At 67.7% G+C, this 23,524-nt stretch carries 17 protein-coding genes and 3 tRNA genes; 13 read left to right on the top strand and 7 right to left on the bottom strand.

The annotated features are described in order from the left end of the window. The first annotated feature begins 11 nt into the window (after window positions 1-11). The 5 genes from AAFM92_06100 to AAFM92_06080 all read left to right on the top strand — a co-directional run bounded on the left by AAFM92_06100 (window position 12) and on the right by AAFM92_06080 (window position 2,144). Window positions 12-86, top strand: a tRNA-Val gene (locus AAFM92_06100). Window positions 87-178: 92 nt separating this feature from the next. Next, entirely contained in the window at window positions 179-769 is a 591-nt protein-coding gene (locus AAFM92_06095; GenBank protein MEL7299938.1) for a histidine phosphatase family protein, read from the top strand. Window positions 770-811: 42 nt separating this feature from the next. Then, window positions 812-887: transfer RNA gene (locus tag AAFM92_06090), tRNA-Val, on the top strand. 121 nt (window positions 888-1,008) lie between these two features. After that, window positions 1,009-1,950, top strand: a complete 942-nt coding sequence (locus AAFM92_06085) for a pirin family protein (protein MEL7299937.1) — start codon at window positions 1,009-1,011, stop codon at window positions 1,948-1,950. A 117-nt stretch (window positions 1,951-2,067) separates the two neighbouring features. Continuing rightward, a tRNA-Asp gene (locus AAFM92_06080) sits at window positions 2,068-2,144 on the top strand. A 131-nt stretch (window positions 2,145-2,275) separates the two neighbouring features. On the opposite strand, the gene AAFM92_06075 is transcribed toward AAFM92_06080, so the two are convergent. Further along, window positions 2,276-3,652: a M20/M25/M40 family metallo-hydrolase gene (locus AAFM92_06075; protein MEL7299936.1), complete on the bottom strand. Its 1,377-nt coding sequence runs from the start codon at window positions 3,650-3,652 to the stop codon at window positions 2,276-2,278. A gap of 156 nt (window positions 3,653-3,808) precedes the next feature. On the opposite strand from AAFM92_06075, the gene hemA reads away from it, so the two are divergent. After that, window positions 3,809-5,032 (top strand): 5-aminolevulinate synthase, encoded by a 1,224-nt coding sequence (gene hemA, locus AAFM92_06070; protein MEL7299935.1) that lies wholly within the window; start codon window positions 3,809-3,811, stop codon window positions 5,030-5,032. Between the two features lie 135 nt (window positions 5,033-5,167). After that, the gene (locus AAFM92_06065) at window positions 5,168-6,697 is read left to right on the top strand and encodes a RodZ domain-containing protein (GenBank protein ID MEL7299934.1); all 1,530 of its coding nucleotides are present in this window, start codon (window positions 5,168-5,170) and stop codon (window positions 6,695-6,697) included. Window positions 6,698-6,711: 14 nt separating this feature from the next. On the opposite strand, the gene AAFM92_06060 is transcribed toward AAFM92_06065, so the two are convergent. Then, window positions 6,712-7,464, bottom strand: coding sequence for a DsbA family protein (locus tag AAFM92_06060; protein MEL7299933.1), 753 nt, complete (start codon window positions 7,462-7,464; stop codon window positions 6,712-6,714). Then, entirely contained in the window at window positions 7,461-8,810 is a 1,350-nt protein-coding gene (locus AAFM92_06055; GenBank protein MEL7299932.1) for a M48 family metalloprotease, read from the bottom strand. The genes AAFM92_06060 and AAFM92_06055 overlap by 4 nt, the downstream gene beginning before the upstream one ends. A 23-nt stretch (window positions 8,811-8,833) precedes the next feature. Between AAFM92_06055 and AAFM92_06050 the strand changes: the two genes are divergently transcribed. From AAFM92_06050 to prfB, 4 genes are all read left to right on the top strand, one after another. Continuing rightward, window positions 8,834-9,988 (top strand): aminotransferase class I/II-fold pyridoxal phosphate-dependent enzyme, encoded by a 1,155-nt coding sequence (locus AAFM92_06050; GenBank protein MEL7299931.1) that lies wholly within the window; start codon window positions 8,834-8,836, stop codon window positions 9,986-9,988. Between the two features lie 54 nt (window positions 9,989-10,042). Then, complete coding sequence (locus tag AAFM92_06045) at window positions 10,043-11,299, top strand: N-acetylmuramoyl-L-alanine amidase (GenBank protein MEL7299930.1); 1,257 nt, start codon at window positions 10,043-10,045, stop codon at window positions 11,297-11,299. Window positions 11,300-11,369: 70 nt separating this feature from the next. Beyond that, window positions 11,370-13,916, top strand: a complete 2,547-nt coding sequence (locus AAFM92_06040) for a penicillin-binding protein 1A (GenBank protein ID MEL7299929.1) — start codon at window positions 11,370-11,372, stop codon at window positions 13,914-13,916. Window positions 13,917-14,015: 99 nt separating this feature from the next. Beyond that, window positions 14,016-15,140, top strand: coding sequence for a peptide chain release factor 2 (gene prfB / locus AAFM92_06035; GenBank protein ID MEL7299928.1), 1,125 nt, complete (start codon window positions 14,016-14,018; stop codon window positions 15,138-15,140). A gap of 61 nt (window positions 15,141-15,201) precedes the next feature. Here prfB and AAFM92_06030 read toward each other — a convergent pair whose 3' ends face one another. From AAFM92_06030 to bcp, 4 genes are all read right to left on the bottom strand, one after another. Next, window positions 15,202-16,659 carry an MFS transporter gene (locus tag AAFM92_06030; GenBank protein ID MEL7299927.1) on the bottom strand — a complete coding sequence of 486 codons (1,458 nt, stop codon included), beginning with the start codon at window positions 16,657-16,659 and terminating at the stop codon, window positions 15,202-15,204. Window positions 16,660-16,678: 19 nt separating this feature from the next. Further along, window positions 16,679-17,170: a polymer-forming cytoskeletal protein gene (locus AAFM92_06025; protein ID MEL7299926.1), complete on the bottom strand. Its 492-nt coding sequence runs from the start codon at window positions 17,168-17,170 to the stop codon at window positions 16,679-16,681. Next, window positions 17,160-18,479, bottom strand: coding sequence for a M23 family metallopeptidase (locus AAFM92_06020; protein MEL7299925.1), 1,320 nt, complete (start codon window positions 18,477-18,479; stop codon window positions 17,160-17,162). Before AAFM92_06020 ends, AAFM92_06025 begins: the two co-directional genes overlap by 11 nt. Window positions 18,480-18,655: 176 nt before the next feature. Beyond that, entirely contained in the window at window positions 18,656-19,117 is a 462-nt protein-coding gene (gene bcp, locus AAFM92_06015; GenBank protein MEL7299924.1) for a thioredoxin-dependent thiol peroxidase, read from the bottom strand. Window positions 19,118-19,184: 67 nt separating this feature from the next. On the opposite strand from bcp, the gene AAFM92_06010 reads away from it, so the two are divergent. After that, complete coding sequence (locus tag AAFM92_06010; GenBank protein MEL7299923.1) at window positions 19,185-22,451, top strand: AsmA-like C-terminal region-containing protein; 3,267 nt, start codon at window positions 19,185-19,187, stop codon at window positions 22,449-22,451. Between the two features lie 19 nt (window positions 22,452-22,470). Continuing rightward, complete coding sequence (gene queA / locus AAFM92_06005; GenBank protein ID MEL7299922.1) at window positions 22,471-23,517, top strand: tRNA preQ1(34) S-adenosylmethionine ribosyltransferase-isomerase QueA; 1,047 nt, start codon at window positions 22,471-22,473, stop codon at window positions 23,515-23,517. Window positions 23,518-23,524 lie beyond the last annotated feature (7 nt).

Below are 23,524 nucleotides of genomic sequence, written 5' to 3'. Positions count from 1 at the left end.
CATGGCCCTGCGGGTGATTAGCTCAGTGGTAGAGCGCTTCGTTCACATCGAAGATGTCAGGAGTTCAAATCTCTTATCACCCACCACTCCCCCTTTCAGGTGATGGTCGGGCGGTTCGGGCGCTCGTGGCTGCGCCCCTCGCACCCGCCCACCCGAATCCGTATCCGCGATCCTCTTGATGGTCGCGTCTTCCTATCCAGAGATCTTCGTCCTTCGGCACGGTCAGACGACGTGGAATGCCGAAGGGCGTCTGCAGGGGTCGCTCAATTCATCGTTGACCGCGCTCGGGCGTGAACAGGCGGCGGCGCAGGGGTGTATCCTGGCGAGGTGCGATCTTGCAGGCTTCAGGGCATTCGCCTCTCCGCTCGGTCGTGCGATCGAGACGGCGGGGATCGCCGTCGCGCCGCTCATGGCCCGCATCGAAACCGATGACAGGCTCAGGGAGATCGACGTCGGCGCGTGGTCCGGAAAGCTCAGGGATGAGCTCGGTGTCCTCTATGATCCGGCGATGCCCTCGGGGGAGACGATGGAGCTCTACGAAGCGGCACCGGGCGGCGAGGGGCTCGCGCGACTGGAAGAGCGTTGCCGCGCGTTCCTCGACAGTCTTGAAGGGCCCGCTGTTCTTGTCACTCACGGGATCACGAGCCGGATGCTGCGCGCGCTTCATCTCGGGCAGGGGCGGGACAGGCTCTCCGAGCTGCCGGGCGGGCAAGGGAATGTCTTTCATCTCAAGGACGGGACGCATCAGGAGCTGAGAGACGCGCGCTGAACCCTTGCGCTTCGCCGTGAGCTGTCGCAAAAGCCGCGGCACGGGTGGTTAGCTCAGCTGGTAGAGCGTTTCGTTTACACCGAAAATGTCGGGGGTTCGAGCCCCTCACCACCCACCACACCCCACCTTTGGCGACATCCCGAGCTCTGCGCGCTGGCGCACGATAGCTCATCTGTTCAGGGCGTTTTGTGCGCGCTTCCATCGCGCTACCGTACAATTGAGCTAGGAAGGAGACGCCCATGTCCTGGAACCCCGCCCTCGATCCGCATTGCCCCACGGGCACCGAGATCGATGCCATCGATACGGTCATCGTGCCGCGCGCCCGAGACATCGGCGATTTCGAGGTGCGCCGTGCCTTGCCCGCGCCCAAGCGGCAGATGGTCGGCCCCTTCATTTTCTTCGATCAGATGGGGCCTGCGGAGTTCGTGACGGGGCAGGGCATGGACGTGCGCCCGCATCCTCATATCGGCCTCGCCACTGTGACCTACCTCTACAGGGGTACCATCCACCACCGTGACAGTCTCGGGACCGATCAATGGATCGAGCCGGGCGCGGTGAATTGGATGGTCGCCGGTCACGGGATCACGCATTCGGAGCGGACCGACGGGGAGGTCCGCAAGAAGCCGCACAGCCTCTTTGGCATCCAGACCTGGGTGGCGCTGCCCAAGGATCACGAGGACCGCGGGGCCGATTTCGTCCATGCTGCAAAGGCCGATCTGCCCGAGATGGAGGGCGAGGGCAAAGTGGTGCGTCTCATCCTCGGGACGGCCTATGGGGAACGGGCGCCGGTGAAGACGGCGTCGGAGATGTTTTATGCCGATGCGGTGCTCGAGGCGGGAGCGAAGCTGCCGATGCCCGACGACCACGAGGATCGTGGGGTCTACGTTGTCGACGGCGCGATCGACGTGGCCGGGCAGCGCTTCGAGAAAGGACAGATGATGGTCTTCCGGCCCGGCGATCCGGTGAGCCTGACGGCTCTGGAGACCGGCGCGCGGGTCATGCTCCTGGGCGGAGAGACGCTCGAAGGCCCCCGATACATCTGGTGGAATTTCGTGGCCTCCTCCAAGGAACGCATCGAACACGCAAAGGAAGCATGGCGCGCAGGTGACTGGGAACATGGACGTTTCCAGCTGCCGCCCGGCGATGATCAGGAGCATATCCCGTTGCCGGAAAAGCGGTGATCTGCCGCCTGACGGGGCGATTGTTGCGGGTCACGCGAGGGCGCGGATGAAATTCGAGCAAGCGGTGACAAACGTGCTTGACGCCCCCTGACGCAAAGCCTAATCCGCACCCCACGCGCGGTTGTAGCTCAGTTGGTTAGAGTACCGGCCTGTCACGCCGGGGGTCGCGGGTTCGAGCCCCGTCAACCGCGCCACTTCCCCGCAGAACCCACTTCCATTCAGAACGCCGTCATCACGATTGGCCCATGGCTTAATTCGGCCATGCATCACCGGTGCACCGAGCGCCGACTGGGCACGGGCCCGTGCCAGCGCGCCCTCCGTCCCATTAGCGCGTCATCTCGGCGAGGATGCGGGCCCAGCTGCGGGTGCCCCTGTGAAAGCTCTCGAGGTCGTATTTCTCGTTGGGGCTGTGGATCTGGTCGTCGTCGCGGCCAAAGCCCACGAGCATCGCGTCCATCCCGAGGACCTCCTTGAAATGCCCCGCGATGGGGATCGACCCGCCGCCGCCTATATAGGCGGCGGGCACCGACCATTCCGCGCTGAGCGCGCCGCGCGCGGCCTCGAAGGCCGGGTGGTCGATGGCCATCTGGCTCGCCGGGCCGGTGCCGTGCTCCTTCCAGCTGACCGAGCAATCGGCGGGCAGGGCGGCCTCCACCATGGCGCGGAAGTTCCTGCGGATGGCGTGCGGATCCTGCGTGCCCACGAGACGGAAGCTGACTTTCGCATGGGCCTCGGATGGCAGGACCGTCTTGAAGCCGTCGCCGGTATAGCCGCCCCAGATCCCGTTCACCTCGCAGGTGGGGCGCGACCAGAGCATCTCGAGGACGCTGCGGCCCGCCTCGCCGGCGGGCTCCGAGAGCCCCACATCGCCGAGGAAGCCCGCCGCGTCAAAGCCGAGCGCGTCCCACTGTCCCTTGAGCTGGCCGGGTAACTCCGGAACGCCCTGGTAGAAATCGGGGATCGTGATGCGGCCGGTTTCGTCATGGAGGCTGGCGAGGATGCGCGTGAGCACGCGGATCGGGTTCATCGCCGCGCCGCCATACATGCCGGAATGCAGATCCTTCGTGGGCCCCGTGATGGTGAGCTCTTCCCCGAGCAGCCCGCGCAGCTGGGTGATTATGGCAGGGGTCGTGTCCTCGAACATGCCGGTGTCGCAGATGAGCGCGATATCCGCTGTGAGCTCGGCTGCGTTTTCTTCCATGAAGGGCACGAGGGAGGGGGAGCCTGATTCCTCCTCACCCTCGAAGAAGATTGTGATCTTGCAGGGCAGGGAGCCGTGGACGGCCTTCCAGGCGCGGCACGCCTCAACGAAGGTCATGAGCTGGCCCTTGTCGTCCGCGGCCCCACGGGCACGGATCACGCGGCCCTTGGCGGTCTCTTCGATAGCGGGGTCGAACGGGTCGCGATCCCAGAGGTGAAGCGGGTCCACCGGCTGCACGTCGTAATGGCCATAGAACAGAACGTGGGGCCCATCCGCGGGCCCCTCGCCATGGGCCACCACCATGGGGTGGCCGGGCGTGGGGCGCTTTGAGGCCGAGAAGCCCAGGGTCTCGAGATCGGCCACCAGCCAATCGGCGGCGAGATCACACTGCGACTTGTAGGCCGGGTCCGTGGAGATCGACGGGATGCGCAGAAGCTCCATGAGGCGCTCGGTGGCGGCGGGCAGGTCTGCGTCGATGCGCGACAGGACGGGGTCGATCATGGGAGCCTCTCTTTCTTCGTCCCGGGGACGCTAGAGGCTGGGCAGAAAGTGTCGAGGGCCTTGATCCAAATCAAGGCAGAATGCGCGGCAATTTGGAACTTGGAACCATTCCAAAAAGCGGCATATATCCGTTGAAAGCCAGAAAGGTCTCGTCTCTTGGACACAGAAGCCCATCTCGCCAGAGCGCTTGCACGCCTTCACGACGAAGGCCGCTACCGCACCTTCATCGATATCGAGCGGACGCAAGGCAACTACCCCAATGCCACGTGGACGAAGCCCTGCGGCGCGCAGGTGCCGATCACGGTCTGGTGCGGCAACGACTATCTCGGCATGGGCGAGCATCCCAAGGTGATCGCGGCGATGCACGCCGCGCTCGACGCCACGGGCGCGGGCTCCGGCGGGACGCGCAACATCTCGGGCACGACGGTCTATCACAAGGAGCTCGAGGCCGAGCTCGCCGACCTGCACGGCAAGCCCGCGGCACTGCTCTTCACCTCCGCCTACATCGCCAATGACGCGACGCTTTCCACGCTGCCCAGGCTCTTCCCCGGGCTCATCATATACTCGGACGCGCTGAACCACGCCTCCATGATCGAGGGCGTGCGCCGCAATGGCGGGGCCAAGCGCATCTTCCGGCACAACGACGTCGCTCATTTGCGCGAGCTCATGGCCGCCGATGACCCGGCCGCGCCAAAGCTCGTGGCCTTCGAGAGCGTCTATTCCATGGACGGCGATTTCGGTCGGATCGAGGAGATCTGCGACGCCGCCGACGAGTTTGGCGCGATGACCTATATCGACGAGGTCCATGCCGTGGGTATGTACGGCCCCCGCGGCGGCGGCGTGGCCGAGCGTGACGGGCTCCTTGACCGGCTCGACATCATCAACGGGACATTGGCCAAGGCCTATGGCGTCATGGGCGGCTACATCGCCGCCTCCGAGCGCATGGTGGATGCAATCCGCTCCTATGCGCCGGGCTTCATCTTCACGACCTCGCTTGCCCCGGCGATCGCGGCCGGAGCGGCGACCTCCGTGCGGCACCTGAAGGAAGATGCCGGACGGCGTGCGGCGCACCAGGCCAAGGCGGCTTCGATCAAGCTCCGCCTGAAAGGGCTCGGGCTTCCGATCATCGATCACGGCTCGCACATCGTGCCCGTGCATGTGGGCGACCCTGTGAAGTGCAAGATGATCTCGGACATGCTGCTCGAGCAGTTCGGGATCTATGTCCAACCGATCAATTTCCCCACGGTCCCCCGGGGGACGGAGCGCCTGCGCTTCACACCGTCGCCTGTCCATGATGCCGCGGCCTGCGATCACCTCGTGACCGCGATGGACAGTCTTTGGGCACGTTGTGAGCTAAATCGTGCCCAATTGGCGGGCTAACGGTAGCGTCATTCGTGCAATCCTAACCATTTAGTGGTAGGCACTTTTCAACGCTAGGCAGCGCCCGAATCGAGACGCGCTGCTTGTTTGGGGACAAGGGCAACCGATGAACGTGCAGGCAGCAGTTTCATCATGATGGGACGTTGGTCGCAGCCGACGGCTCCCGAAGCCGAAGACCAGCCGCGCGGCTTCGATGACTTCGAGCTCAAGCTCGGGGACATGATGCGCGGTGAGCGTGCGACGATGGGCAAGTCCCTCCTTGACGTGCAGCGCGAACTGAAGATCAAGGCCTCCTACGTGGCCGCGATCGAGAATTGCGATCCCTCCGCCTTCGAGACGCCCGGCTTCATCGCGGGCTTCGTGCGCTCCTATGCGCGCTATCTCAACATGGATCCGGAATGGGCCTTCGCACGGTTTTCCGAAGAGAGCGGCTTCACCACCGCCCACGGCATGTCCGCCGAGGCGCTCCCCGCCCGCAAGGGCCGCGAGGAGCGCGTGACGGGCCGCCCGGCCGCAGAGGCGCTCGCCGCGCCCTCCGTGCCGTTTCAGCCCGTGGCCGACAGCTTCCTGAGCAACGTCGAGCCCCGTGCCATCGGGTCCTCGCTCGTGCTTCTCGCGCTCGTGGCGGGCCTTGGCTACGGCGGCTTCGCGATCCTGCAGGAAGTGCAGCGCGTGGATCTCGTCCCCGTGGAGCAGGCCCCTGACGTCGTCGCCGATCTGGGCGATTTCACCGGCGGGCTCGACGTGGGCTTCGGCGCCTCCGATCTCACGAGCGATCTGGCCAGCGGCGGCGTGCCCACGGCTGCGGCCCCTTCGGCCGATGCGCTGGAGCGGCTCTACCGCCCGGCCGCGCTCGATGTGCCTGTCATGGTGGCGCGCGACGCGCCCATCGCCTCCCTCGATCCCAATGCCAACGGCCTTTTCGCCGCCGGGCCCCGCATCGACGCGGTCCCCGATGCCGACCGCGCGCCGAGCATCATGGTCACCGAGGGCGACGCCCCCGAGATCACGCTCGTCGCCACGCTGCCCACCTGGGTGCGCGTGCAGACGCCGGGCCGCTCCGTCGTCTTCGAGAAGGTGCTTGCCCCGGGCGAAGAGTACGCCGTGCCCGTCACGGAAGAGACACCGGTCCTGCGCGCGGGCAATGCGGGCGCGCTCTATTTCCGCGTGAACGGGACTCTTGTGGGCCCCGCGGGGCAGGGCTCTGGCGCCATCGACGATATCGAGCTCGCTTCCACCGATCTCAGCGCGGCCTACGCTCCGGCGAACCCGCTCTCCGACAGCGCGCTCTTCGAGCTCCTCGCGGAGCTTGGATCGCCAGACGTCCTGCCGAAGCCCACCGCGGCCTCGGCGGTCCTGCCTGATCTGAGCGAAATGACCGTCTCTCTCGTCGCGGTGGACGACAGCTGGGTGCGCGTGCGTGACGGCGCGGGCACCGTGCGGTTCGAGGGCATCATCCCGCCAGGCGGCACGGAAGAGCTGCCCATCGATATGGGCGATGCAACGCTGCGTGCGGGCAATTCCGGCGCGCTCTACTTCCAGGTGGGGGAGCTCTATTTCGGCCCGGCCGGCCCCGGCTCCTCCACGGCGCGCAACGTGGCGGTGACGCCGGAGGCTATCAAAGAGGCCTATCCGCTCGTGTCTGCTGAAGAGCTCGGCCTCTAGCCTCTAGGATCGGCTCAGCCGCGTTCTTCTGCCACGAGGGCCTGCATGCCCTCGAGCGGCAGAAATCCCCGCAGCATCTGACCTCCGATCACGAATGTCGGCGTGCCGGTGATCTGCATGGCCTGCGCAAGCGCGCGGTTGTCGGCGATGACTTCGTCGACCTCCGGCGCAGTCATCTTGGCCAGAACGGGCGCGGGCTCGAAGCCGAGATCCACGGCGACGGTGGCCAGGGTCGCCTCGCTGATCGGGCCACGAAAGCCGATGAGCGCGTCATGGACGGCCTTGTAGGCATCGTCTCCCTCCAGCATCTTCGCGGCGATCGCAAAGCGCGAGGCGAGGACGGATTGCGGCCCGAGGATCGGGAATTCCTTCACGATGAGGCGGATATTGCCATCGGAGGACACGAGCTCCTCGACCTCCGGGAAGGCGCGCTTGCAGAACCCGCAGCGGTAATCGAGGAACTCGATGATGGTGATGTCGCCGTCGGGATTGCCGCCCACCCATGAATTTTCGTCGCGCACGAGCGCGTCGTAATTGGCCTTTACGAGGGCCGCGTCTGTGTTGGCCTGCGTCACCGCCTCGCGGCTCTCCAGCACCTCGATGGCCTCCATGAGAACCTCCGGGTTCTCCAGCAGATAGGCGCGTATCTCGGCCCGGAAGGCTTCCCGCTCGGTCTCTGTCATGCCGGAGACGTCAAGCGCTGGGGCCTGCGTGGCGAGGCCGCCTGCGAGGAGGAGGGCGGCGAGGATCGGTCGGGTCTGGATCAACGTGAAAGCTCCGCTGTTCGGATGATGTCTTGGGCGCGCTGCCACCCTGTGGAGCCCGTGGGCAAAAGTCCAGCGGCGCGGCGGGCGAGGGTGGCGGCCTCGCCGATGGAGCCGCGTAGGGCGAGACGTTCGGCGCCCGAAAGAGCGGCCATGCCGGGATTGCCCGCGCGGGCATAGGCCAGACCAAGGTCCCGCAGGATGCGGGCATCCTGGGCGTCACGGCCGCGGGCGCGGATGAGCACGTCGAGGGCGCGGGCGTTGGAGCCCGCGGTGTCCTGCGCGAGGAGGGCACGGCCGTAGGCACCGAGGATCAGGGGATCGTTCGGTGCGAGGTTCACGGCCCGCGCATAGGCGTCCACGGCGGCGCCCACCTGCCGGCTTTCGAGCAGGATCTGGCCCTGCAGGTCCCGGTAATAGGGATCGTTCGGGCGCGCGGCCACGACGCGCGCGATCTCCGCGGTGGCGCGGCCGGTATCGGCTTGTCGGTGATGGGCCACGGCGCGGCGCATCATGTCCACGTCGCTGCTGCCTGTGGCGCGCCGGAGCGTCCAGCCCGGTGCCCTCTTGAACGCGCTCAGCACGCCCTGGGCGCGGGCGAAGTAGTATGCGGCGGTGCCATCGGCGGGTGCCGCGCCGCTCGCGCTCGCGCCCACGAGGGCCTGGATGGCGCGGTAGCGGTCGCTGGTGAGCGGGTGGGTTCGGTTATAGGGGTCCTGTCGCCCGGCGGAGAGCGCCTCCTGCCCGCGAAAGATGTCGATCAGTTCGAGCTTGCCACGGGTGTCGATCCCGGCGCGCAGCATGTAGCGGATGGCGGATTGATCGGCGGAGGCTTCCTCGGCGCGGGTGTGGCTGAAGAAGAGCCGCTGCGCCGAGCCGCTGGAGCCGATGGCGATGCCCGCGACGGCGCGTCCGTCGGCCCCGGCAGCAGCGGCGGCGCCTGCGAGCAGCATACCAAGCGCAGAGGCCCGGCCCGCGGCGCGGGCATTGGCCATGCGGCGCGAGATATGGCCGTTGGCGATATGGGCGGCCTCGTGGGCGATGACGGCCTGGAGCTGTTCTGCGCGGCCGAGCCGCATGAGCAGACCCGAATGGATATAGATGGTATCACCGTTGATGACGAAGGCATTGAGGCTCGCATCGTCGACGATGAGGATCTTGACCCGCCCGGTGGAAAGCCCGGCGGCCTCGAGCACGGGGCGCGCGAGCTCGCGCAGCGACCGCTCCATGCCCGCGTCGCGCAGGAGGCTCACGGCCTGCGCGGCCTGGGCCGCGAGGAGGCAGGCGAGAACGGCGAGGATCCGAATGACGGGAAGCACCATTGACGCGGCAGGCATCTGCGTAGACATGCGCGAACCATAGGAGGAGTGCCATGGAGAGCTCAAGCCGCAGCGCCGTCGATGCCTTCATCGTGATGGATGTCATGGAGGCCGCGCGCCGCGCGGAGGCCAGCGGCCGCCACGTGATCCGCATGGAAGTGGGCCAGCCCTCGACACCTGCCCCGGCGGCGGCGCGCCGCGCGGTGGCGGAGGCGATGGAGACCGGGCCCCTCGGCTACACGGTAGCCCTTGGCATGCCTGAACTCAGGGAAGGGATTTCGGCGCATTACCGGCGCTGGTACGGGCTCGAGATCCCGGCGGAGCGGATCGTGGTGACGGCAGGGGCCTCGGGCGCGTTCCTTCTCGCCTTCTCTGCGCTCTTTGATGCGGGTGACCGGGTGGGTCTCGCTGCCCCGGGCTATCCCTCCTACCGGCAGATCCTGAAGGCGATGTCGCTCGAGGCGGTCTCGATCCCCGGCGCGCCGCAATTCGGATTCCAGCCGCAGCCCTCGGACGTGACGGGGCTCAAGGGCCTGATCGCCGCATCGCCGGCCAATCCCACGGGAACGATGCTCTCCAGCGAGGCGCTGGCGGAGCTGAGCGCGGCCTGCACCGCCGAAGGGTGCGCCTTCATCTCCGACGAGATCTACCACGGGCTCACCTACGAGGGACGCGCCGTCTCCGCGCTCGAGGTCACGGACGAGGTCTACGTGATCAACTCGTTCTCGAAGTACTTCTCCATGACGGGGTGGCGCATTGGCTGGATGGTCGTGCCCGCGGCCCACGTGCGTGTGGTGGAGCGGCTTGCGCAGAACATGTTCATCTGCCCGCCCGCGGCGAGCCAGGTGGCCGCCCTCGGCGCGCTCACCGCTCACGAGGAGCTCGATGCCCATATCGAGACCTACCGCGCCAACCGAGCGCTTTTGCTCGACGGGCTCGCGCGGGCAGAGCTTCCAGTCATCTCTCCCGCCGACGGGGCCTTCTACATCTATCTCGATGTGAGCGCTTTCGTCAGCGACGCCTATACCAGCCTTGAGCTCTCGCAGGACATCCTCGCCGAGGCCGGTGTGGCGGTGACGCCGGGGCTCGATTTCGACGCCGTGCGCGGCGCGCGGACCTTGCGCCTCAGCTACGCGCGGGCGACAGCAGATATCGAGGAGGGCCTCGCGCGGCTCACGCGCTTTTTTGCCTCGCGCCGCGCCGTGTGAGTGGCGGCAGGTGCACGACTTTGGTAGGTGTCGGGCAAAACAAAGAGCAGGCGGATGCGCGCAGTCGCACTCATCTTCATTTGGCTAACGGGGCTTCTCGGCCCGGCTGGGGTTATTGGCCCAGTTGGAGTGCTTTACCTGACTGGCCTTGCAGCCCTCCCGACGCCCGTGCAGGGGCAAGAGCTCGGCGCGTTGGCGCGCGTGCTCCCGGACGAGACCCGGCTTGAACAATCGAGGGGCAACCTGACGCTCACGCTCGGCCTGAGCCAAGGCGTCCCTTACCGCGTCTATACCCTCGCCGACCCGCACCAGCTCGTGCTGGAGTTCTCCGATGTCACCTGGGCGGGCCTCGACGCCGAGGGCCTTGTGACGACCGATGCGGGGCCCGTGGAGGTCGGCGGGCTTGCGCCCGGCTGGTCGGGCCTCGTCGTCTCGCTCGGGGACCCGTTTCTCCTCGAAGGCAGCGCGCTCCGGCAGGGCGCGGACATGGCGACGCTCACGGTGGAGCTGAAGCGCGGCTCGGAGGCGGCCTTCCGCGCGGCCTCGGGCGCCCCGGCGAGCGCCGTGGCGCTCACCCGCAGCGCGCCTGCGCCAGAGGCCCCTGACGACACCGTCGTCGTTGTCATCGATCCCGGCCATGGCGGCGTCGATCCCGGCGCGGAGCGGGGCGGGGTGAAGGAGGCCGATCTCATGCTCATGATGGCGCGGGAGCTACGCGATGCGCTGCGGCGCGCCGGTGACTTCGAGGTGCACCTCACGCGGACGGAAGACGTCTTCACGAGCCTGCCCGCCCGCGCCGCGCTCGCGCGGCAACTCGGTGCCGATGCCTTTATCTCGCTTCATGCCGATGCGCTCGAGGAGGGCTATGCCGAGGGGGCCACGGCCTATGTCCTCGCAGACGAGGCCACCGACGCGGCCTCTGCGCTCCTCGCCGAACGCCACAACCGCGCGGATATCCTTGCGGGCGTCGATCTTGGCGGGCAGGGCGACGAGATCGCCACGATCCTGCTCGATCTTGCGCGGCTCGATATCGGGCCACGCTCCAGCACGCTGCAGGACGACGTCGTGAAAGGCCTTGAGGGCCGCGGCGCGCGGCTCAATTCCAATCCCCGCCGTGCGGCCGATTTCGCGGTATTGCGGAGCGCGGATGTGCCGTCGGTCCTCGTGGAGGTGGGCTTCCTGAGCTCCGAGCGCGACCGGCTCGAGCTGCAGAGCCCCGAAAAGCGTGGCCGGATCATCCGGGGGCTCGCCGACGGGATCAAGAGCTGGGCCGAGACGGACCGTGTCGAGCGGGCACTTCTCCGCCAGTGACACCAGCCAGTGATTTGATGCGGCGCGGCCTTTCTGGCAAAAGCGTGGCACTCAGCGAGGAGAGGCTCTGATGAGCGGACAGGCAATCAAGACCGGGGTCGATGCGACGAGCCGGGCCGTGGGCGGGGTCACGAGGCTCCTGCTCTCCATTCTTGGCGGGCTCTTCTCCTTCGTCACGCTCGGCATCTTCATGGCCGCCCTCGGGATCGGCGGCATTTTCTACATGTATGGCCGGGACCTGCCGTCCTACGGCGAGCTCGCGACCTACGCGCCGAAGACGATCAGCCGGATCTATTCCGGCGAGGGGCGTATCATCGACGAGTTCGCCTCCGAGCGGCGCCTCTTTGCCTCCGCCGAAGAAATCCCGCCGCTGGTGAAGGCGGCGTTCATCTCCGCCGAGGACAAGAATTTCTACGATCACACGGGCTATGACCCACGCGGCATCGCCGCCGCGATCCGCGATGCCGTCGTCAGCCGGGGCGAGGAGCTGCGCGGGGCCTCCACCATCACCCAGCAGGTGATGAAGAACTTTTTGCTCGACGGGTCGCGCTCGGTGGAGCGGAAGATCAAGGAGATCATCCTCGCCACGCGGATCGAGAAGACGCTATCGAAGGACCAGATCCTCGAGCTCTACCTCAACGAGATCTTTCTCGGTCAGAACTCCTACGGCGTGGCGGCGGCGGCGCAGACCTATTTCAACAAGTCGCTGCGCGAGCTCACGGCGCCCGAAGCGGCCTATCTCGCCGTCCTGCCCAAGGCACCCTCGACCTATCACCCTGTCCGGGAATACGACCGTGCCGTGGAGCGGCGCAACTTCGTGCTCCGCGAGATGTACGAGAACGGCTACCTGAGCGAGGCGGCCTTCCAGAGCGCGCGGGACGAGCCGCTGCGCACAGTGCAATCCGGCGATTTCGAGAGCTTCAAGTCGGCGCTGCCGCCCCGCGATTACTTCACCGACGAGATCCGGCGTCAGCTCACGCGCGATTTCGGCGAGGCGGAATTCTTTTCAGGCGGCTACTCCGTGCGCGCGACGATCGACCCGGAGATGCAGGTGGAGGCCGCCGAGGCCCTGCGCCGCGGTCTTGAGGACTATGACCGCCGCCAGGGGAGCTGGCGCGGCACGGGGGAGACCATCCCCACCGAGGCGCTCGGGAGCGAGACGGCATGGCGCGCGGCGCTCAGCGATGCCGATGTGGCCCGCGACATCGTGCTCGACGGCCTCTGGCATCCGGCCGTGGTGCTCGAAGCGGGGGCCGGTGCGACGCTCGGTATCGAGGGCTTCGAGGGCACCGCGTCGGTGCCCGCAGGCGATCTTGGCTGGGCCGGGTCCGAGGCCGTTGGCGATCTCGTGAGCGCGGGCGACGTCGTGCATGTGCGCCGGGACGGCGAGGGCTGGAGCCTGCGCCAGGTGCCCGAGGTGCAGGGCGGCTTTGTGGCCATGGACGTCAATACCGGGCGCGTGCTCGCCATGCAGGGGGGCTTTTCCTACCAGCATTCGGTCTTCAACCGCGCCACGCAGGCCGAGCGGCAGCCGGGCTCCTCCTTCAAGCCCTTCGTCTACGCGGCGGCGCTCGATTCCGGCTATTCGCCGGCCACCATCGTCATCGACGCGCCCATCGAGATCAACACGCCCCAGGGCGTGTGGCGGCCGCGCAATGCCTCCAACCAGTTCTACGGGCCCACGCCCGTGCGCACCGGCATCGAGCGTTCGCGGAACCTCATGACCATCCGCCTCGCCCAGGAGATCGGCATGGGCACGGTGGGCTCCTACGCCGAGCGCTTTGGAGTCTATGACGAGATGAACGAGGTGCTCGCGGCCTCGCTCGGCTCGGACGAGACGACGCTCTACAAGATGGTCGCCGCCTACGCGATGTTTGCCAATGGCGGCGAGCGGGTGGAGCCCACGCTCGTGGACCGCGTGCAGGACCGCTACGGCAGGACCGTCTTCCGCCATGACCAGCGCACCTGCGAGGATTGCGGGGTCCTGAACCTGCGCGAGGGCGAGCCGCCGTTCATCTGGTCGAACCGGGAGCGGGTCATGGATGCGGTGACGGCCTACCAGCTCACCTCCATGATGGAGGGCGTGGTCCAGCGCGGCACCGCGGCGCGCACGGTCAACCTGCCCGTGCCCGTGGCCGGCAAGACCGGGACGACGAACGACGCCAAGGATGTCTGGTTCGTGGGCTTCACGTCCAACATCGTGGCGGGCTGCTATATCGGCTTCGATGACCCGGCCCCCCTCGGGCGCGGCGCGGGCGGCGGCTCCATGTGCGGGCCCGTCTTCCAGGAATTCATGGAAGAGGCGGTGGAGAAATACGGCGGTGAGGCGTTCGACGTCCCGCCAGGCGGTGTGTTCATCAACATCGACCGCTTCACCGGCGCGCGCCTTTCGAACGAGGCCTTCGGCGAGAATGTCGTAGCCGAGTATTTCCGTGAGGGCGAGGAGCCGATCTTCGGCCTGACCTTCGACGGCGGCTTTGCCATGAGCAGCGACGTGCCGCTCTTCGGCACGGGCGAGGACGAGGCGGTGCGCACCATCCAGAAATCGGACGGGACAACGGCCACCGTGGGCGGCCCGGCATCGGTGGGCGCGCTCGGCTCGGGCGGGCTCTACTAGGCCACCTAAATCCCGGCAGCATCCACACGTCCCGGCCCCGGCGCGGGTTGTAAGCGCGGGGGCGCGGCGGTACTTAGGCGGCCTCAGACGGAGGGCCCCATGCGCACGGAAATTCAGTCACTTGCCGAGGCGATCGAGAAATCGCTCGACCTGCTCGGCCAGCGGATGGACATCGAGACCGCGGCGCACCGCATGGAAGAGTTCGACGCCATGATCGAGGATCCCAACCTCTGGGACGATCAGGCCCGCGCGCAAAAGCTCATGCGCGACCGGCAGGCGCTCATGGACAAGATGGCCACCTACGAGGGGATCCGCGGCGAGCTCACCGACAACGTGGAGCTCATCGAGCTGGGCGAGGCGGAGGGCGACGCTGAGGTCGTCGCCGATGCCGAGGGCGCAATCAAAGCGCTCGCGGAACAGGCCGCGCAAAAAGAGCTCGAGGCGCTCCTCGACGGCGAAGCAGACAGCAACGACACCTTTCTCGAGATCAACGCCGGTGCGGGCGGCACCGAGGCCTGCGACTGGGCCCAGATGCTCCAGCGGATGTATGTCCGCTGGGCCGAGAAGAAGGGCTACAGGGTCGAGCTGCAATCCGAGGAAGCGGGCACCGAGGCGGGCATCAAGTCCGTCGGCTACAAGATCAGCGGGCACAACGCCTATGGCTGGCTGAAATCCGAGAGCGGCGTGCATCGCCTCGTGCGCATCTCGCCCTTCGGCAAGGGCACGCGCGAGACCTCCTTCGCCTCGGTCTGGGTCTACCCTGTGGTGGACGACAATATCGAGATCGAGGTGAACCCGTCGGATATCCGCATCGACACGTTCCGCTCCTCGGGCGCGGGCGGGCAGCACGTCAACACGACCGACTCGGCGGTGCGGATCACCCACCAGCCCACCGGCATCGTCGTGACGAGCTCGGAGAAGTCCCAGCACCAGAACCGCGATATCGCCATGAAGGCGCTGAAATCACGGCTCTATCAAATGGAGCTCGACCGCCGGAACGCCGCCATCAACGAGGCCCACGAGTCCAAGGGCTCGGCGGGCTGGGGCAACCAGATCCGCTCCTACGTGCTCCAGCCCTACCAGATGGTGAAAGACCTGCGCACGAGCCACGAGACCTCGGATACCTCGGGCGTCCTCGACGGCGATCTCGATGCGTTCATGGCGGCCACGCTGGCCATGGATGTGGCCGGCAAGAGCCGGGCCGAGGCCACCGCGGAGGATTAGGCGCGAAGAGCAGGGCCTCTCCGATGCGCTCTCATTTTAGGTAGAAATCCGAGCCCCCGCCTCAGACCGCGCGCCGCGATCTGGCGGCGAGCATCACGACACTCGACGCCGCGCAGAGCGCAGCCGCCACGTAGGAGATCGCCGCGAAGGCCGTATTGACCGCGGCCACGTGGCCCGGCCCCGTCTCATCTCCGCCGAAGCTCAGCGTGCCGCCGGCGGCGCCGTAGCTCCACGCGGCCAAGGAGCCGAAGGCCGCGATGGCCACGAGGCTCGCCATGCGGCTGATGGCATTGTTCACGCCGGAGGCCGCGCCTGTTTCCGAATCGTCAACGCTGCCCATGACCGCCGCGGAAAGCGGCGCCACGACGAAGGCCATTCCGAGCCCCGCCAGCACCATCGCCGGGAAGGTGGCGAACCAGAAGCTCTGGAGCGGCGCTGTGACGGCGGTGGCGAGGTAGGCCAGCGCCACGATACCCGCGCCGATGGCGATGATGGGCTCCGGTCCGAAGCGGTCCGCGAGGCTGCCCATGCGTGTCGAGAGCGTCGAGATGAAGATGGAGAGCGGCGCGAAGGCGGCGGAGGCCTCGATCGGGGTAACGTCCCAGGCGGTGATCACGGCCATGGGCAGGTAAAAGAGCATGGCGCCGAGCGCGGCGTATAAGAGGAAGGTGGCGAGGTTGGCCGCCGAGAAACGTGCATCGCCGAAAAGCGAAAGCGGCATCATCGGGTGCGGGTCACCGGCCTCGTGCCAGAGAAACGCGGCCATGAGCAGCACCGAGAGCCCGAGAGCGGGCAGGGCGGGCCCCGCGCCCTCCAGCGCCGTGAGCCCGTAGGCCAGCGCGCCGAGGCCTGCAGTGGCAAGGCCCGCGCCGATCCAGTCCACGGGGTGATCCTCCTGCGCCGGGTCGCTCTTGACAGCGCGCCTCAGGATCCAGAGCGCGAGGAGCCCGAGCGGAAGGTTGATCGCGAAGATCCAGCGCCAGAATTCGGGGCCGCCGGCTGTCAGCACGAGCCCGCCGATGATGGGGCCGAGCGCTGTGGTGAGCGCCGAGGCCGCCGCCCAGATGCCGATGGCGCGGCCGCGCTCCGCCTTGGGATAGGCGCGCGAGATCAGCGCGAGGGAGCCCGGCACCATGAGCGCGGCGCCCACGCCCTTGAGCGCGCGGGCCACGATCATGAATTCCGGGGTGGGTGCCACCGCGCAGGCGAGCGAGGCCAAGATGAAGGCGCCGATCCCGATGGAGAAGACGCGCGCGAGGCCGAAGCGATCTCCCAGCGCGCCGCCCGCGAGGATCAGCGCCGAGAGAAAGAGCATGTAGGCATTGGAGAACCATTGCGCCTGCGGCAGCGTGGCCTCGAGCGAGGCGCGCATGGCCGGGAGCGCGATGGAGACGACCGTACCGTCGATGAAGCCCAGCGAGGAGGCGAGGATCGCGGCGGTGAGGATCAGCTTGCGGTTCTTCTCCGCGCAAAAGGAAAGCGCCGCAGAGGGCTGCGGCGCTTGATCCGTGGTCACCATGGTGTGCGGCCTCTGCCGATCAGTCGGCCGCGGCGGCCGCTTTTGGCACGGGCTTCTTCGAGGCCGTGGAGAGCGGATCGTCCTGCCGCTGGACCGAGCCTTCGAAATGCGCGCCGCTTTCAATGGCGATGGTCTTGTGGATGATGTCGCCTTCCACCCGGGCGGTGGAAGTCAGGCGGACCTTGAGCCCCCGCACACGGCCGATGATGCGGCCGTTGACGACGACGTCGTCGGCGATGCACTCGCCCTTCACGGTGGCGCCTTCGCCCACGGTCAGGAGGTGCGCGCGGATGTCGCCCTCCACCTGGCCTTCGATTTGGATGTCGCCGGAGGTCTTGAGGTTGCCCTGGATCGTAAGATCGGCGGAGAGGGTGGAGGCTGGCGGCTTCGCCTTCGGCGTCGCGGCCACGGAGCTCTTGAACTCCGGCTTCGGTGCCTCGGACTTTGTCTCCGGCTTCGGGGCGTTCTCGCCTGTGCTGGCGGGCTCGTTGATTTTGCTCTTAGAAAACATCTTGTGCAGCCTTGATGTAGATCATCGGATTGACGGGTTTGCCGCCGACGCGGATTTCGTAGTGCAGGTGAGTGCCGGTAGACCGTCCGCTGTTGCCCATATCACCGATATGCTGCCCGCGCGATACCCGCTGCCCCACATTCACTCGAATCTTAGATAAATGGGCGTAGCGCGTCTCGATCCCGAATTCATGCTGAATCTTGATCAGTCGGCCATAGCCCGAGAGCCATCCGGCATGGATGACCACACCGTCGGCAGTCGCGAAGATGTCGGTGCCCGTGGGCGCGGCGAAATCGGCGCCGTTGTGCATCCGCCCCCAGCGCGGCCCGAAGCCCGAGGTGAAGCGATGACGGTCGCGAACCGGGTGCGAGAAGGGCGCCCGCTCGGCGGCGATCCGGTAGAGGTTCATCTTGTCGAGCTCGTTCAGGATCCGGTTGGCGCGCTGGCCGTCCGGATTGGGGCCCGCGCCGCGCGTGGAGATGACGAGCGGCGTGAGCGGGCCGCCTTGCCCGGAATAGCCGCGGCGCACCTGCTCGAGGAGGCTCTCGGTGGGCAGGCCCGCCGCGCGGAACATCTTGTCGAGCGGCTCCACGCTCACGGTCATGGCTTCTTCGAGGCGGCGGAAGATCTGATCGTTGCGTGCCTCGAGCAGCTTCAGCTCGTTTTCCATGTCGGCGGCCAGCGAGAGGGCGAGGGCGGCATCGGAGGCCTCGGTATCACGCTCCTCGGCGGTGTCGGCGAGCGCATCGGCGAGGAAGGCCAGCGTCGCCTCGATCTCACCGGCACGCGCGGCCTCGGGCAGGGCGCCCCCGGCGGCTTCCATCTGCGCCAGCTCCGTTTCGAGCTCGTCGCGGGCGGCGTCGCGCTCCAAGGCCGTGCGGCGCAGCGTGGCCTGCACGACCTCGATCCCGCGCTCGAGCTCGCGGCGGCGATCCTCGCTTTCAAGAAGCTCGGCCTGCATGACCGAGACCTGCTCGAGCGCAGCATTAAAACGCTCCTGTGCCGCGGCAGCCTCGGCGGCACGGGCATCTCGCTGGGCCGAGAGGCTGTTGAGGCGGTCTTCGTAGATGGCCTGCTCGCGCTTGGCCTGTTCGCGGAAGTTGCCCGCGCCGATGGAGTCCATGAGCAGGATGGCTGTGGCGACGATGGCCCAGGCGACGATGGCGGTGCTGCCAGCCCAGGCGATGAGCTGGGTGCCGGGGCCGAGGCGGACGAACCGGGTCTCCGTGTCGGTCCTTAGAAACAGGCGCTTTTCAGGAATACGGCGCTCGAGCGCCGTGTGAAACCGGTGTCTGAATCTCGTCAGCAAGAAATCTGCCCCGCTCCCTTTGCCTCTTTTGGCAGGTCGCGCGCATTCCCCCAGCGCAGCCTGCGAGCCTGTCGCGCGTGTCTAGCCGCGGCGTTTCAGGCCCGCAACATGTTCGCGGTCAAACATGTCAAAACTGCGGCGTATTCGCTTGGGATTGGCGGGTTTTCGCCGAGTGCTCAGAGCCCTTTCACAGCCTCGAGGACGGCGTCCGCATGCCCCGGCACCTTCACCTTCCGCCAGACCTTGGAGACCTTGCCGGAGCCGTCGATGAGGAAGGTCGCGCGCTCGATGCCCATGTAGGTCTTGCCATACATGCTCTTTTCAACCCAGGTGCCGTATTGCTCGCAGACATCGCTCTCCTCGTCGCTGACGAGGGCGACCTTGAGATCGTGCTTGGCGATGAACTTGTCATGCTTTTTGACCGGGTCCTTGGAGACGCCGACGATTACTGCGCCGGCGGCCGCGAAGTCATCCACGCTTTCGGTGAACGCAATCGCTTCCTTGGTGCAGCCGGGCGTGTCATCCTTGGGGTAGAAGTAGAGAACGACTGCCTTCGGCTGGAGCGAGGAGAGCGTCAGGTCGCCCGCGCCGTCGCGGGGCAGGGTGAAATCGGGGGCGGTGTCGCCTTCGTTGATCATGAGGTGGTCTCCCGTGCGTTCATGTGCCTTGTTCTAGGCGGCGCAGGGACGGGTTAAAGGGCGGTCCGTGCAGGAAAAGACGCAGACGCCGAAGCGACGACGCTGGCCTTGGGTCACGGGGGGCATTGCCGCCCTTCTTGTCGTGCTCATCGTCGTGGCCGTGGCGCGCCTCCGCACGGATCCGATCCCCGTGGGGCCCTGGGTGACGGAGCGCGTCAACGCCGAGGCCGAGGCGATCGTGCCGGGCGGCGCGCTGAGCTTCGGGTCGATCCGCGTGGGGCTCGACGCAGACTTCCACCCGCAGGTCTACCTCGACGACGTGGCGCTGATTCAAGCGGGGGCGCCCATGCTCGACCTGCGCCGCCTGCGGGGCGACCTGGCGGTCGGGGCGCTCATCGAAGGCGATCTGCGCCTGCGGAAGCTCGCGCTCTCGGGCCTCGTGCTCCGCGTGGCGCGCAGTGGCGATGGCAGCTTCGACATATCGCTCGGCGGGGCACCGGGCAGCGGCTTTGGCGCGCTGCGGGACCTCGACGAGTTCTTTCGACGGATCGACACGGTGCTCGACCGGCCGGATTTCGAACGCCTCGTGGAGATCTCGGCGGAGAACGTCACGATCAACTACTCGGACGGCGTGACCGGCGGCAACTGGACAGGCGATGGCGGGCAGCTCCGCCTTTTCCGCGACGGCGATGACCTGCTCCTGACGGCGGAAGCCGCGCTTCTCACCGGGCGCCAGGACCTCGCCACGCTCTCGCTCTCGGTGGGCCGCGAAGGGAGTGACGGGCAGATCTCTGTCTCTGCCGTGGTGGAGGATGCGGCGGCCGCGGACCTCGCAAGCCAGGTGCCGGCACTGGCCTGGCTGGGCGTGCTCGACGCGCCGGTGTCCGTGGCGATGCGCACGAGCGTCGGGCGCACGGGGCTCGACACGCTCGAGGGCTCTCTCGAGCTCGGGCAGGGCGCGCTGCGCCCCAATGCGGCGAGCCGCCCGATCCCGTTCACGACGGCCTTCATGGCGCTCGCCTATGACCGCGCGGAGCAGCGGCTCCGCTTTGAAGAAATCTCGCTCGAAACCGACTGGGGCTCGGCCACGGCTCACGGCACCGCGCAGCTACAGGATTTTCGCGGCCTCGCGCCGCGCGAGATCGTCGGGCAATTCACCGTCGATCACATCGAGGGCAATCCCGGCGGGCTCTACGACGCGCCGCGCGCGCTCGATGCCGTCGCCGCCGATTTCCGGCTCCGTCTCGACCCCTTCACGCTCGATGTCGGGCACGGCGTGGCCGTGGACGGAGAGACGACCGCGACCGTCTCCGGCCGTATCGCGGCAGGGCAGGCGGGCTGGCGCGTGGCCGTGGATGCCGCCGTGGACCGGGTGGACGCGGCGCGCGCGCGCGAGCTCTGGCCGGAGAGCGCGCGGCCGGGGCTCCGCCGCTGGCTCGCGGCCAATATCGAGGGCGGCGTCATCGAGGATGCCCGCTGGGCGATCCGCACCGAGCCGGGGGAAAAGCCCACCATCTCCATGAGCCAGCGCTTCCGAGACGCGGAGGTGCGTATCCTGCGCAGCCTGCCCGCGATCACTAGCGGCGTGGGTGTCATGTCCGTCCATGACCACCAGTTCACGATCCTTGTCGAAGAGGGAGAGATGCAGGCTCCCCAGGGCGGCGTGCTCGATGCAGCAGGATCGGTCTTCAACGTGGCCAATATGCGCGAGAAACCCGCCACAGCGGAGATCGATCTCCGCGCGGCGGGGACTGTCACGGCGGCGCTTTCCGTGCTCGATGAGGAGCCATTCCGCTTCCTGTCGAAGGCCGGCCGGCCCGTGACCCTCGCTGACGGGCGCGCGAAGGTGGCGGGCCGCATCGCTTTTCCGATGAAGCCGCGCATTCGCGGCAGCGACGTGGCGCTCGAGATGGGCGCCGAACTCTTCGGCGTGCGCAGTACGGAGATCATCGCGGGCAAGACGCTCACGCTGCCCAGGGGGCGCGTGACCGTAGGCGTGGACGGGATCACCATCGCCGGGAGCGGGAGCCTCGGGCGCGTGGATTTCGACGGTGCCTGGTCTGCCGTCTTCGGCCAGGGCCCGCAGCCCAGCGAAGTGCGCGCAGAGGTGGCGCTCTCGCCCGCGCTCCTCGACGAATTCGGGATCGACCTTCCGCCCGGGAGCGTGAGCGGGGAAGGGCGGGGCACGCTGGCGCTCACGCTGCCACCGCGGGAGGCCGAGGGTGCGTTTCCGCGCTTTTCGCTGAGCTCTGATCTGGTGGGGCTGCGGGTGGCGGTGCCGCCGGTGAGCTGGGTGAAGCCGCCCGCAAGCTCGGGCGAGCTTCTCGTGGAGGGCCGGTTGGGGGAGACGCCCGAGGTCGAGGCCCTCGTCCTGCGTGGCCCGGGGCTTTCGGCGGAGGGCCGCATCACGCTCGCCCCCGGCGGGACAGGGCTGCGCCGCGCGGACTTCTCGCGGGTCTCGGTGGGCAACTGGCTCGTGGGCAGTGTCGCGCTGATCGGGCGCGGTGCGGGCCGCCCGCCGGCCGTGAGCCTCAGACAGGCCGCCCTCGATCTCCGCGGCGCGCGCTTCGGCGAAGGCGCAGGCGGGGCCGAGGGGCCGCCGCTCGAGGTCTCGCTCGACCAGCTCGTCGTCTCCGAGGACATCATTCTGACCAACCTGCGGGGCGACTTCACCACCACGGGCGGTCTTGCGGGCGTTTTCACCGCGCAGATGAACGGCGGAACCGCGCTCCAGGGCCGCGTGCAGGGCACGCCGGACGGGCCGCGCATCCGCGTGGAGAGCACCGATGGCGGCGGTGTCATCCGGGATGCCGGGCTCTTCCGGCAGGTGCAGGGCGGCAATCTCGCGCTCAATCTCGAGCCGCGCGCGGGCGAGGGGGTCTTCGATGGGCGCGTGGCGCTGAGCAACATCCGCGTCACCGACGCGCCCTCCATGGCCGCGCTCCTCTCGGCGATCTCGGTGGTGGGTCTTCTCGAGCAGATGGATGGCGGCGGGCTCGTCTTCTCGGACGTGGAGGCTGACTTCCGGCTGACGCCCGCCCAGGTGATCGTGACGGAATCGAGCGCCACCGGGGCCTCGCTCGGCATCTCGCTCGACGGGATCTTCGACCTCCGGAACCGCAGCATGGACTTCCAGGGCGTCGTCTCGCCCTTTTACCTCGTCAACAGCATCGGCTCCTTTCTCACACGGCGGGGCGAGGGGCTCATCGGCTTCAACTTCAACCTTCGCGGACCGGCCGCCGCGCCAGAGGTCTCGGTGAACCCGCTTTCCATCTTGACGCCGGGCATGTTCAGGGAAATTTTCCGCCGCGCGCCGCCCGAGGTGTCGCAGTAGCTGCTGGACGGTCAGGCCCATGAAGCTCTCCGATTTCGATTTCGCGCTGCCCGAGGCGCTCATCGCCACGCGCCCGGCTGTCCCGCGGAGCGCGGCGCGGCTTCTGGTCTCGGCGGCGTCGGGCCTGCGGGACGCGGTCGTGCGCGACCTCGCCGATCATCTCAATCCCGGCGACCGGCTCGTCTTCAACGACACGAAGGTCATTCCCGCGCGCCTCTTTGGCACGCGCACGCGGGCGAGCGCGCAGGGCGAGGTGACGGCCAAGATCGAGGTCACGCTCCTCGCACCGCAGCCCGACGGCACCTGGGACGCGCTTCTCAAGCCCCTGCGCAAGGTGGCCGAGGGCGAGACCATCGTCTTTGGTGACGCGCTCTCCGCGCAGCTCGTCTCCAAGGGCGAGGGGCAGGGGCGGCTCGCCTTCTCGCTCGCCGGGGATGATTTCGACGCGGCCCTCGACCGCGCCGGGCACATGCCCTTGCCGCCCTACATCGCCGCAAAGCGCCCGGCGGACGCGCAGGACCGCGATGATTATCAACCGATCTTTGCCCGCCATGCGGGCGCCATCGCGGCGCCCACGGCCTCGCTTCACTTCGATGACGGTGTCATGGCGAGCCTCGCGCGGCGCGGTGTTGAGCATTCCTTCGTCACGCTCCATGTGGGCGCGGGCACCTTTCTGCCCGTTAAGGTGGACGACATATCAAAGCACAAGATGCATGCCGAATGGGGCGAGGTCACGGAGGCTGCGGCCGCGGAGATCATAGCGACAAAGGCGGCGGGCGGGCGCGTGATCCCCGTGGGCACCACGGCCATGCGGCTCCTCGAGACCGCGGGCCGCGGCGGGACGCTCGGCGCGTGGACGGGAGAGACGGACATCTTCATCACGCCGGGCTTCGAGTTCGCCGTGGCCGACGGGCTGATGACGAATTTCCACCTGCCCAAATCAACGCTCATGATGCTCGTGAGCGCCTTTATCGGGAAGGACCGGGTGGACGCGGTCTATGACCATGCCATCGCCGAGAGATACCGCTTTTTCTCCTACGGAGACGCCTCCCTGCTCTGGCCCTGAGACGCCG

This window comes from Pseudomonadota bacterium (genome assembly GCA_038533575.1).
GTDB lineage: Bacteria > Pseudomonadota > Alphaproteobacteria > Rhodobacterales > Rhodobacteraceae > Shimia_B.
This window is presented reverse-complemented; position numbering and strand designations above follow the sequence as displayed.